This window comes from Brevibacillus sp. FSL K6-0770, from assembly GCF_038000275.1.
Lineage (GTDB): Bacteria > Bacillota > Bacilli > Brevibacillales > Brevibacillaceae > Brevibacillus > Brevibacillus parabrevis.
This window is the reverse complement of sequence record NZ_JBBOBQ010000001.1, coordinates 2,898,997-2,912,362: the sequence shown is the minus strand read 5'-3', so window position 1 is coordinate 2,912,362 and position 13,366 is coordinate 2,898,997. Positions and strand designations below refer to the sequence as shown.

Here is a 13,366-nt window from a genome sequence, read left to right as displayed (position 1 = left end):
GGTGTTGGTTAGGGGAGTGTGATTTGGATGGGTTTGTTGCTATGAGTAGTTGTGCCGTTGCCGAGTGAGCCATAGTCACCAGATCCCCAAGCATAAATGGTTCCATCTTTTTTTCTGGCTAAGCCACGATCCGCATTAGCCCCGCTAGCAATTTCTTCAACGTCAGTTAAATCGATTACTTGCACTGGTGCGTATCTGTTTTTATTCGTACCATCACCTAATTGGCCAAAATAATTGTCTCCCCAAGCGTAAACATTTCCATCTATATCAAGGGCATAGCCGCATACACTTCCTGCCGCCACCGACACAATATTGGAAAGAGAAACTATTTTTGTTGGAGATGGTACGTTATTGGTGTGGTTTAAACCTAGTTGACCAAATTTATTTGCCCCCCATGCCCAGACAGTTCCGTCTTTTTTGACAGCAAGATTAACTCCTTGCCCTGCAGCAATATCCTTTACATCGTCGATATCTGCTACTTTAATAGGCTGCTGATAGTTGCTGTCTAAAAATGATCCCCACATCCAAACTGTCCCATCTTTTTTCAGGGCTAATCCATGAGAAGATCCGGCAGCTATCTCGACTATGTCGGTGAGACCAACTGCTTGAACTGGAGTAATACTGCTGTTTGTTGTCCCGTCCCCCAACTGGCCTGAGCTATTATTCCCCCAGCTCCAGACTGTTCCATCAGATTTTAAAGCCATGCTATACTCACTTCCTGCTGAAATGCGCGTAACGTTTATCAATCCTTTTACCAGAACCGGCACATTCTTTCGAACCGTAGTGCCATCTCCTAGCTGACCACTAGTATTGTCCCCCCACGCCCAAACTGTTCCATCTTCCTTCAAAGCAAGAGAGTGCTTATTCCCCGCAGCACTGCTCACCATACTATCTGCTGCATGTGCAGGATTTTGTGCGAGGGCAAGAATGGTCATCGATGCTAAAAACAGATTGGTTACTCTTTTGACAATCGTGCTTCTTTTTTTCATTTTGTTTACCTCCATGCTATTGTCCATTCGTTTGAACAGGAACTATCCTGTTTATAGTGGTGCCGTCTCCCAATTGTCCTTTGTCGTTTCGCCCCCATGCCCAGGCTGTTCCATCTTCCTTGATCATCAGGGCGTGATAGCTACCTGTTGACAGGCGTTTGGCTTGAGGGGCTATTTCTTTAACCTGTACTGAAATGGTGAGTGTCTGGTTGTAATAACGAACTGTAATCGTCGCTGTCCCTGCTGTTCCTCCGGCTGTAATTACACCTGTCGCATTTACGGCAGCGATTTCGGGATGGCTACTTTCATACGTTGCTTGCGTCGTTACATCTTGCGAGTCGCCGCTTGCATAGGTTGCCGTTACTTTCAACGGCTTGTTTTGTTCTGGAAGCAACTGGATAGAGCTTGGGACTGCTATCAACTGGTTGGGCGTAATCACTCGTACACTTGCTACTGGCGTTGTCCGGTTTTGTGTCGTGCCGTCTCCCAGTTGTCCTTTGTCGTTTCGACCCCATGCCCAGGCTGTTCCATCTTCCTTGATCATCAGGGCGTGATAGCTACCTGTTGACAGGCGTTTGGCTTGAGGGGCTATTTCTTTAACCTGTACTGAAATGGTGAGTGTCTGGTTGTAATAACGAACTGTAATCGTCGCTGTCCCTGCTGTTCCTCCGGCTGTAATTACACCTGTCGCATTTACGGCAGCGATTTCGGGATGGCTACTTTCATACGTTGCTTGCGTCGTTACATCTTGCGAGTCGCCGCTTGCATAGGTTGCCGTTACTTTCAACGGCTTGTTTTGTTCTGGAAGCAACTGGATAGAGCTTGGGACTGCTATCAACTGGTTGGGCGTAATCACTCGTACACTTGCTACTGGCGTTGTCCGGTTTTGTGTCGTGCCGTCTCCCAGTTGTCCTTTGTCGTTTCGACCCCATGCCCAGGCTGTTCCATCTTCCTTGATTATCAGGGCGTGATAGCTACCTGTTGACAGGCGTTTGGCTTGAGGGGCTATTTCTTTAACCTGTACTGAAATGGTGAGTGTCTGGTTGTAATAACGAACTGTAATCGTCGCTGTCCCTGCTGTTCCTCCGGCTGTAATTACACCTGTCGCATCTACGGCAGCGATTTCGGGATAGCTGCTTTCATACGTTGCTTGCGTCGTTACATCTTGTGAATCGCCGCTTGCATAGGTTGCCGTTACTTTCAACGGCTTGTTTTGTTCTGGAAGCAACTGGATAGAGCTTGGGACTGCTATCAACTGGTTGGGCGTAATCACTCGTACACTTGCTACTGGCGTTGTCCGGTTTTGTGTCGTGCCGTCTCCCAGTTGTCCTTTGTCGTTTCGACCCCATGCCCAGGCTGTTCCATCTTCCTTGATTATCAGGGCGTGATAGCTACCTGTTGACAGGCGTTTGGCTTGAGGGGCTATTTCTTTAACCTGTACTGAAATGGTGAGTGTCTGGTTGTAATAACGAACTGTAATCGTCGCTGTCCCTGCTGTTCCTCCGGCTGTAATTACACCTGTCGCATCTACGGCAGCGATTTCGGGATAGCTGCTTTCATACGTTGCTTGCGTTGTTACATCTTGTGAATCGCCGCTTGCATAGGTTGCCGTTACTTTCAACGGCTTGCTTTGCGCTGGAAGCAATTGGATGGAACTTGGGACTGCTACCAACTGGTTGGGCGTGATCACTCGTACACTTGCTACTGGTGTCGTCTGATTTTGTGTCGTGCCGTCTCCCAGTTGTCCTTTGTCGTTTCGACCCCATGCCCACACGATTCCGTCTTCCTTGACTATCAGGACGTGATCACTACCCGTTGACAACCTCCGTACCTTGCTACCTGGTTCCGTTCCTTCGATTACTTTCACCGCCACGCTCCGCTGCTTGCCGGAAAATGCTGCGGCAAGTGTCGCCGTTCCTGCTTTTTTAGCTGTCAGCAAACCGCCCGTACTTACGGATGTGATGGACGGGTCATCGACAGTGTACTGAGCCTTGTCGGTAATGTCGGACTCTGTTCCATCTGCGTGTACAGCCTTGACTGCGAGCTGCTTCGTCGCATGTTCCAGCAAGGTAATGGCCTCTGGAACGATCTTGATGTCCACTACCGCGTTCTCCGCCGTGACGACAACGGGTACGTTGACGCTCATGCCTTCATACGTCACAGTGAGGCTCGTACTTCCGGCCTGGACAGCAGTGACGAGTCCGTCAGGCTGGACGGTTGCGATGGATGAATCTTGCGACAAGTACGTAACTTGCTTGGATACGTCTGCCGTTTTGCCGTCTTGGTAGGTGGCCGTTACTTGCAAGGTTTGCGTTTTGCCTACCAAAAGATCCAGTTTGGCAGGGGTTACGGTCAAGCTCTGGACGGGCTCCCGGGCTTCGGTGATTTGAACGGGCACAGAGACCGTTTTGCCGCCAAATGTAACGGTAACTGTCGTGGAACCTACTGCTGTTCCTGTAATCAATCCGGTGGACGAAACCGTAACAATCGCAGGCTGGGCACTTTGACTTTGGTACAAGGCTTGGCTGGTCACATCGATCACGTTGTTGTCATTGTAAGTTGCCTTCACTTCCAGTTGCTGGGTCGTTCCCTGTTTCAACTGGATCGTCGTCGGCTGGACGGCTAAAGACACGACGGTAGCTGCCTCTTTCTTCACGGTGACTGGAGCTACAACGCTCTTCCCGCCATATTGAACCGTGATTTGCGCCGTGCCTTCCGCCAATGTCGTAACCACACCGCTGCTACTTACGGAAGCAATCGTGGCGTTGCTGCTGGTGTACGTGGCCTTTTGGGAAACATTTTCTTCCTTGCCGTCTTTGTAGGTTGCCGCTACTTGCAAGGTCTGCGTCTTTCCTACTAAAAGATCCAGTTGGGCAGGGGTTACGGTCAGGCTCTGGACGGGCTCCCGGGCTTCTGTGATTTGAACGGGCACAGAGACCGTTTTGCCGCCAAATGTAACAGTAACTGTCGTGGAACCTACTGCCACCCCTGTAATCAATCCAGTCGCTGAAACCGTGGCAATCGCGGGTTGGGCGATTTGGTAGGTGGCTTGGCTGGTCACATCGGTCACCTTGTTATCGCTATACGTTGCTTTGACTTCCAGTTGCTGGGTTGCACCCTTTTTCATGCTGACGGACTCTGGACGAACCGAGATGGTCTGCAAGGTGACGACCGTTCCTGTCACCGTGACGGGAACGGACAAGCTTTTCGCTCCGTAGGTGACCTGGATGGTTGTCGTTCCGGTCGTAGTTGCCAGCACGCCTCCCATGCCATCGACCGAGGCAATCGCAGGGTTGCCGCTGGTGTATTGGGCTTTGGCCGAAACGTTTTCCTCGACTCCGTTGGAATACTGCGCGTAGATGCTCAGTTGTCCCTTGTTTCCGGCTGCCAGCGAAAGCTGCGCGGGACTGGCTTTCAGCCCCAGCAAGTAAGCTCCCTGCACCGTTACTTGAGCAGAAGCGCTTTTGCCGTTATAGGAAGCCGTAATCGTCGCGGTTCCTGGGGCGATCCCGGTCACGACGCCCTGGCTACTCACCTGGGCCACGGATGGGCTGGAGGAAGAAAAGCTGGCGACGCTGTTGATGTCTTTGCTGCTGCCATCGGTGTAGTAGGCGGTGGCGTACACGCGCTGGATTTGTCCTTCTGCCAGGGTCGTTTGCGCCGGGCTCAGGCTGATGGACGACAAAGAGATCGCCGGAGCGCTTACGGTAATCGTGAGTGTCTTCGTTTGTCCGCCATAGTACAGCCGTGCCTGGGTGGTCCCGCCGTTGACGGCGTAGACGCGCCCGTTGCTGATGTACGCCACGGATGGATTTTCCACGATGACCGTCACTTGCGAGGTGACGTCCACCTGACTGCCATTTTCCAGCGTCGCGGTTACCTTGATGGAGGTCGAGCCGCCGGAGGACACATCCACTTTGTCTGAATCCAGCTTCAGCGCGGTTGCCTTTGGCTGAGGCGAAACGGCTTGCTTGACGCTTTTGAGCAAGTTTCCGTTCTCATCGTGGGTGAAGGTGACGCTGTTGGCGCCGTTTTCCTTGATCGCCGTGATCCGGTTGTTGGCATCGTAGACGTATTCATACAGCGTGCCTCCTGCCAGTGGGGCAAAGACGGTAAACGACAGGCTAAGCGCAGTGATGTCGTTGTTGGTCAGCCGGACGGTGTAGCTGCCGGATGCCAGTTCGTACACGGCCTCGGCCTCGCTTGGCTTTTGCTTCGGACTGACGAGCGTGCCGTTGGACAGCACAGCGACCGTCGGGTATTTGCTGCTTGGATTTTTCAGCTGGACCACGGTGCGGTAAGTTCCAGGAATCAGCGCATTCATGGACAGCTCGACCGATTGCCCGGCCGGAATCGTGAGTTCCTTGGCCTGGTTGAACACAATCGCTTCTCCGCTCGCCTTGGCCAGGAGCGTCGCGTACAAGGAGCTGCGGGACTGGACGGACAGATAGTACGTTTTGCCTGCGACCAGTGCCGCGCTGACACTCCCGTTTTCACCGGAAGCGATTTGGTCCGGCGTTTGCAGAGACGCGCTGCGGAACACCGCGATTTTCCCTGCGGCGAGGGAACTGGAATCGTTGGTCAACGTAAACTGGTACGTGCCGCTCGTTTTGGCGGTGAGCTTGAAATATTTCGCTTGATCCGCCGGGTAGTACATGCGAATCGGGCTGTTTTCCTGCAACAGCGTGAAGTTTTCCTCCGCAGGCAGCGTCTCGACGGAGATCGAAGCCGGATAGCTGCTAATTCCGGATGGGCTGTAGGCCCACAGCATGATCGTATAGGCGCGGCCTGGCTGGAGGCCGGAGAACGTGTAGCTGGTGACGTTCCCTACATCTCGCGCCAGAGGATGGTTATCCAGGCGGATCTGGTAGGTGCTGGCTCCGGGGCTCGGGTTCCAGTACACCGTGATGGCGTTCTTGGTCGGCTCGGTCTTGACAATAACCGGCGCTCCCGGTTTCCGTTCGACGACCAGGACTCCGCTGTAAGAAGCGACATGTTTACTTGCGCTGCGTACCTCCGTATTCGTATACGTACCTTCGCCCAGCTCCTGGCCCAGCCAGTTCATACTCCAATAACCAGCTGAGCCAGTCGTGGTCGTCGTTTTCCTGGCATACGTCGCCGGATAAATCGTTCCTGTGAGCGTGTCTCCTGCCTGCAAGCGGCTGTACGTGCCGTCCAGGGTAAACGTCTCCTTCAAGTCGATAATGCGCTTCTCTGTAGGGGTGTATACCGCCAGATAAGGGAGGTGATCCACCAGACGAGCCGAGTAGACTTGCGGCTCCGACCAGGCTCCGCGGTTATCTTGGGCCTGCGCGGTCCAATAGACGGTCCGAAACAGCATGTCTTTGGTGATGGGAAATTGGTAACGACTCGAGGTTCGCTTGGCCTGATTATCCTCAGGGAGGTTCTCCATTGTCTCTCCCACCTCATTCCCACCCGGCGTCCAGCCGACCCGAAGTTTCCGTGCCACCAGCTTGTCTGTAGCATCCTTTTCCACAATCGAGTAGGTGATAAGTCCGGTGTTTCCTGAGTAAATGACATCAAATTCCGTGCTCTCCATGATGGGCGCCGTATTGCCGTACAAAATCTTGAAATTCCGTTTGATCGTGGAGCCTTCCACGTACGACGGCACACCGCTAATGTTCAAAACGGTACGCAGCCGCGCTTCCACCGTAGCGTTTTTCGTAATCATGGATGTGTCCATCTCATACGAACGGGTTTTGGCAGACAGCTTCTCCTTGATCGTCGGCGTGAGTTGTCCCGATTGCGTAATATAAATCGTCAATTCCTGACTCGTTATTTTGTCCCCATACACACTGAATGGATAGTCTGGCGAGTAATCCCAGGTGAATACGATGCGATCTCCCAAATGAAACTCGGCGTTGTTCGCGGGGCTCTTCCAGGTTGCCTCGATATAGACCGGGTCTTTTTCCTTGGCCTGTGCGCGCATATCCAGGGTAAAGTCCACCTGCTGCACGGGAGACAGGCCCTGCTTCTGATCGGTGGCCCAGACTTTCAGGGAGTATACATCATCTGGCTGCAGGTCTTGCACCGGAGCATGGTACAAAAAGGCGGAGGCGTTTTCTGACGCCAGGAACGAAGCGATCTGGTGCACTTCCCCTTCGTCGATTTGATACCAGAGGCTGACGCGATCCCCCAGATTCGGGTCCATGACCCAACCGGAAAGGGGAATCACATCCTGTCCGTTCACCTGATCGATGACTTTTCCCGTAACGGGGGTGGTGACGTACACACGCGGCGCGGCGTTATCCGGGATGTTCGTGGAGAGATAGTCAATCTCCGGGGTCCATTTGAATGAATCCCCCACCTCGGTTTCTTTTGCCTGCGCCTGGAAATACAGCTTGTCTCCCGCCTCGACTTCCAGCTCTTGCGCTAGCTCCACCCCAACCTGATCGTTGAACGCAATGGACTGCCAGCCCGCAGACGGCCAGATTTGGGTATCGTTTTTCAAAAGGCGGAGGTTAACGCCGTCTCCTTCGCTTCCTTCGAGCATGGACGCCCAGCCGCCGACGTGAATCTTCCCGGAACGCGGCGCTTCCCAGCGAATGACCGGATCGGAGCCGCCGATGTGCATCCACGTATTCCCGATGATCGTCTCGCCTTGCGGGCTTTTCCACTGCTCGCTTTCCTGGTTCCACATAAGCTCGGTGTAGCGCTCTTCCTTGGCCTCCAGGTAGGACCAGTTGTGTTTGCCCTGTTCCTTGGAAAATTGCAGCCAGTAGCGATTTTCTTCGGTGATCGCCTCGACAATCGTGACGGTTCTCTCCAGGTTGGTTTGTTTTCCGTCTTTTTCGGTAACCCGTACGGTCAGCTTGTGCGTTCCTTTTGGTTGCTCCTCTGCACGCAGCCTATAGGAAAAGCCTGGCTTCGCGCCTTGGCTGCCCGGGTACGTGCGCAGCACATCAGGGCGCTCGGTGCCGTACAGCGCCTCGCCCAAAACGGTTTCGTCCAGCAGCACCTCGATTTTGTCCAACTCACCCTCAGGGAGGAACCAACCCGTGACGAGGTAGTTTCCGCTGATGACTTCGTTGTCTGACGGCGTGTCGATTTCTCCACCGTGGCTCGGTCCGTCTCCTTGGACCTGCACCGGATACGTCTGCACGATTCCGGCATACGATACGCGCAGATGGGTGCTGCCTGGCAACAGGCCCGTGATCAAGCCAGTGGACGCCTCGATTTTGGCGAGGGCCGGGTTTTCAAACGCGTAGGTCGCTTCGGCGGTGACGTCTTTTGTGCTGTTGTCACGATGGGTGGCGGTCAGTTGGAAGGTCACCGTTTTGTCTTTTTCCAGCGCGATCTGGGTGAGATTGGCGGTCAGTTTGGCAACGGGACCAATGACCACGTCTCTTTCCAGCACCAGGCTTTCCTGTCCCGTCTGATTCGTGGCGCGGATGGTCAGCTTGTGCGTGCCTTCGGCGAACGGAAGCGTGTCCCATTGGTAGCGGAACCCGGCGTTTGCCTGGCGGTAATGCGGATACATCGCTGCAATATCCGGGCGAGGCTCGCCGTATTCGGCTGGGCCCACAGCTTGTCCATCCACGAGCACCTCGACTTTGGCGATGCCAGACGGGTCGAGCAGCCAGCCTTGGACGGTGGTCACGCCACCGATGACAGCGCGGTCAAATGGCAGCTCTAATTGCCCTTTTGGCTGCGTGGACCCGGCTTCTGTCTCTGTTACGGTGATCGGGATGGTAACGGATTGCCCGCCGTAGCTTGCGACTATGTTGGTCTGGCCAACTTGCAGCCCCGTTACGACACCGAGAGGGCTGATGTGGATGATTTCGGCTTTTTCTACCGTGTACTGTGCTTCTCCTGTGATCTCTTTGGTCGTTTGCTCCGTCAGCAGCGCGGAGATGGTCAGCTTTTGGCTGGAATCTTTCGGCAAGGTGACGGTTGGCTCTTGTGGCTGCAAACGAAGGATCGGGGGTTGTTTTCCAATGACGAAGCGTTTTTCTGGCAACGGATGCGACTTGCCTTCCGGGTCAATGGCCACCACGGCAACGGTATGCTCCCCGGCTGGCAGGTCGGATCCCTCCAGCGTCAGGCTAAAACCGGCGTGGCTGTTTGCATACTCCGGGTGCAGCAAGGCGATATCCGGGCGAGCGATGCCTGCTTTTGCTTCGCCTTTCTTCGTTCCGTCCACCAACACTTCGTAACGCGTAATAGGTGTCGTCGCTAAAAACCATCCGGCGATCGTGCTTGTGCCCTCGATGACAGCTCCCTGCACCGGCGTCTCGATTTCGCCCATCGCGGACAGTGGTCCGGCTTCCGTGACGGTGATGGGGATAAGGAGGCTCTGCTGTCCGTAGGAGATGGTCAAGTTCGCCGTGCCAGGTGTAATGGCGGTGACGAGGCCATCTGTGTTTACTTTCGCTACTAACGCATTATCCACTATATAGCGAGCTAACTTGGTGACGTCATGCTCACTCTGATCTTCCAAGATCGCCTTGATCACGAGTAGATGCGTTTTTCCCTCTGCGAGGCTCAGTTCAGTGCGGTCTGCCCGCAAGCTTTTCGCTGGCAAAAGCGGAACGACGTGGATCTTTCTTTCTCCAAGCATCGTCTGCGTCCCGTCTTGGCCCGTTCCGCGTACGGAAAGCGTATGCGTTCCTTCCTGGAGCTTGCCCGTATCGAGATCGAATTGATAGCCGATATCGTGATTCGGCGAGGAAACATCTGTGATCTCTACTTCTGGACGAGGTATGCCGTAGGCGGCTTCCCCTTGGAGGATACCGTCTACCAGCACTTCCACCTTGGCGACTCCGCCCGAGTGGAAATACCAGCCCGTAATCGGGTACACGCCGCTAATGGTCGCGTTGTCCGGTGGGGTATCGATTCCGCCTTGGATGAAGCCTGCCGCTTCCCGCACCGTTACGGGAACGGTCAGCACATGTTCCTGGTAGTGGACGGTGATGGTTGTTTGTCCAGCTTCTAATCCCGTAACCATTCCGCTTGGCGAAATACTGGCCACATGCGGATGTTCTGCGGTATAGGTCGCTCCTGCGGTCACGTCTTTTGTCTCTTGATCGGAAAGGACAGCCGAAATGCGCAGCTGTTGCGTTTTCCCGCGAGCCACTTCTACTTTTTCAGGCGCAGCCGAGATGCTTGTCGTTGGCTGTTCTTGTTCTACCAAAATGGTGCGCTCCGCCAGTACGTGCTCGGTGCCGTCCTTGCTTGTTGCGATGACTTTCAGCACATGCGATCCTTCTTGATCAGCGTTCGTCTGGAAAAGGAACTGAAAACCTGCCGCCGGATTGCGGTAGTCCGGGTAAGCTGTTTCGATGTCGCGACGGGCAAGCCCGTACTGCGCATCCCCCAGCCGCGTTCCGTCCAGTTGCACTTCGATCTTCGCCACGCCTGCCGGGTCCAGATACCAGCCTTCCACCAGCACTTGACCCGCTACGGTGGCGTTGTTTGCCGGGCGCTCCACTTCCCCGCGCGCAGGGAGCGGCGTTTCTTCCTTGACTTGAGCCTGTACCGGGATGACCAGCGTCTTATCTTCGTAGGTAACGGTAAGGTTTGCACTGCCGACTCCAACCGCTTGCACGACTCCCGTCTCACTCACGATAGCGACTCCCGGGTCAGAGGAAGTATAGCTGGCAAGCTGCGTCACGTCTTGGACCGAGCGATCCTCCAAAATCAGGGAGATTTTCAACGGATGGCTGTCGCCCGGAGCCAGCTCCAGCTTCTGGACATCCGCCTGCAAGCCCTCCGGCAACGGCGTTTCCCCGACATAAAAGGCTCGGCCCTCAATGGTCGTTTTCTCGCCAGCCGCATTTTCTATGATCACCGCCAGTGTATGCGCTCCGCTCGCTAGTGTTTGCGTGTCCAGTTGGAACGTAAACCCGGCGTTTGGATTGCCATACGCCGGATATTTCGCCGCGATATCCGGGCGTGGCTGACCGTACTGCGCTTCTCCTGCGTCAGCCCCATCCACTTGGATGCGAATGCTCGCCACTCCCGCAGAATCGAGATACCACCCTTTTCCATTCAACAGGCCGCTCGTCCATTCGCCATTTTCCGGACTATCCAGCCCTGCCAGTGGACGCAGCGGTTCCGGCGGGGTCACCGTAACGGAAATCTCGAAGTGATGTCCTTCCAACTCTCCGGTTACTTTGGTTTCGCCCGGCCCGACGCCGCTTACCACGCCCGCAGCACTTACCTTGGCAATGGCCTCATCCTGCACGGCATAGCTGACCCGCTTGGTCACGTCTTGCTCCGAACCATCTGTGCGCTTGGCTGTGACTTTGAGCGGCTGGCTTTCCCCTTGTGCCAGCTTGAGTTCTGAAACAGAAGGCAAAAGCGCTTCGATTTCCGCAGAACTTTCCCCTTGCCCTAGCGCCTTTTCCAGATGGACCAGCCCTTTGCCATAAAAACGGGACTCGCCCAGCGGCGTAGCGCTTTTCGTCAACGTGTCCCGCAGATCGGCGTTGGACACATTTCCTTTCGCCGACCAAATCACGGCCGCCGCCCCCGCTACATGCGGAGCAGCGAGCGAGGTGCCTGATCGCGTCTGGTAGTCGCCACCAGGCGCGGTACTGCGGATATCCACCCCTGGCGCCATGAGGTCCAGCTCTTTTCCGACACTGGAAAAATCGGCGCGCTGGTCTTCCCGGTCAACCGCGCCGACCGAAATCGTTTCCGCATACTGGGCTGGAAACAGCTCGGTTTCTTCGCCCAAGCCCCGGTTGCCCGCCGCCGCAATGACCAGAATGCCGTGCTCATTCGCCCGTTTGATCTGGTCGTGCAAGGCGCGGCTGTTCACATAACCGCCCGCGCTGATCGAGAGGATGTTCATCCGGTTTTGAATCGCCCATTCGATCCCCTGGATCATGCTGGAGTAGGTCCCGTGACCTTTTTTGTCCAACACTTTAATCGCGTACAATTCCGCTTCCGGCGCGACGCCGACGATACCAAAATCGTTATCCCGAGCGGCGATGACTCCCGCTACAGCCGTACCGTGGCCGTGCTGGTCGCCAAAATCGTCCTCTCCTTCGATGTAGGACACACCGCCCTTGATCTCCAAGTCAGGATGAGCGGAAATTCCCGTATCCAGCACCCCGATTTTGATGCGTTGCCCTTTGTACTGCTGGCTGTGCGCAGCGGCGGCACCGATATGCTCGACGCCCCACGGCACTTGCTGGCTTTGGCTCGGCGAGAGACTTGCTTCCGCCAGCTCGGTTTCGCTGTCTTCTTCGATGTAGGCGACATTTTCGTCTTCCAGCATCGCCTGTTTCTCGCTTTCGGTCAGTTCGGCGACCACGATTTGTCCGGTGAGTGGCTCCACCGATGACCGCTGAATCGCCCTGACCTTGGCGCGTTCCTGTTTCTTGAAGCCGATCAGGTACGTCTTGCTGTCCGCACTCGCCGCCGCATGCGCGGGAACGAGCTGCAAAAGCAGGAGCGACACCAGGAGGAACGCTTGGAACATACTGAATAAACGGATGAAGGCCTGGTTCATTCACGTGACTCCTTATCTAGGTTTGGTTTGTTAGTTGCGCTTGTGCATCAGCAGTCCAATGGCTCCCACTCCTTTTCGCCAATAGTTGGTTTAAATTGATAAAAAAGCAAATATAGGAAAATATTCCTGTTGCATTCAGGCGAATTATATTATTTTTAAAAATTTGGTTCAACAGGAATTTACTTAAAAGTCGTTTTTTCGACATTAATAGAATTTTTTTGACAAAAACGACTTGTAGAAAATAACCCATAAAAAAAGAAACCCCGTTTACCCACGGGGTTCCTCAACAAACCAGCCTGCAAAAAGACCGCTCTTTCCAACCGGAAATCTATCCAAACCCATCACTTCTCAATCCGGTAATACCGATCCCCCGTCTTCGGATTGTAGTAGACACGGCGCTTTTCCTGCGAGACGGGGTCGATATTCACTTCGTTCGTCCACTCAAATCCGGGCGGGATTTCTTCTCCATGGTCTTCGTGCAGCCGCTTGTCCTTGATTTTCGACAAGATCAACAGAACGAGCAGGAGCACGACCTGAAAAATGAGGTAATAGACGAAAAAAATCATCCACTACACCTTTTCAACGACGACCGCTGTGCCGTACGCGACGACTTCGCCCATGTTGCCCATGCTTCCCGAGTCGTAGCGGAACATGACGACAGCGTTTGCTCCCATCGCGTTGGCGTTTTTGATCATGCGATCGAGCGCCTGTTTGCGCGCATCTTCCAACAGAACGGTATATTCCTTGATTTCTCCGCCGACGACAGAACGCAGCCCAGCCATGATGTCTCCGCCGATTCCCCGCGCGCGGACGATCAGGCCGAATGTCGTTCCTTTCACTTCAACGATGCGATAACCTGGAATGTTTTCGGTTGTTACTACGAGCATTTGCTTCC

At 54.6% G+C, this 13,366-nt stretch carries 4 protein-coding genes; all 4 read right to left on the bottom strand.

Translation table 11 applies throughout. The annotated features are described in order from the left end of the window. Positions 1-8: 8 nt before the first annotated feature. The 4 genes from NST23_RS13955 to NST23_RS13940 all read right to left on the bottom strand — a co-directional run bounded on the left by NST23_RS13955 (position 9) and on the right by NST23_RS13940 (position 13,358). Entirely contained in the window at positions 9-989 is a 981-nt protein-coding gene (locus NST23_RS13955) for an RCC1 domain-containing protein (protein WP_122966898.1), read from the bottom strand. A 16-nt stretch (positions 990-1,005) separates the two neighbouring features. Then, positions 1,006-12,471 carry an Ig-like domain-containing protein gene (locus NST23_RS13950; protein WP_340963875.1) on the bottom strand — a complete coding sequence of 3,822 codons (11,466 nt, stop codon included), beginning with the start codon at positions 12,469-12,471 and terminating at the stop codon, positions 1,006-1,008. Between the two features lie 341 nt (positions 12,472-12,812). Next, positions 12,813-13,037, bottom strand: coding sequence for a hypothetical protein (locus tag NST23_RS13945; RefSeq protein ID WP_063230999.1), 225 nt, complete (start codon positions 13,035-13,037; stop codon positions 12,813-12,815). 3 nt (positions 13,038-13,040) lie between these two features. After that, on the bottom strand, positions 13,041-13,358 hold the full coding sequence (locus NST23_RS13940) for a heavy metal-binding domain-containing protein (protein WP_122963277.1): 318 nt from the start codon (positions 13,356-13,358) through the stop codon (positions 13,041-13,043). Between the last annotated feature and the right edge of the window lie 8 nt (positions 13,359-13,366).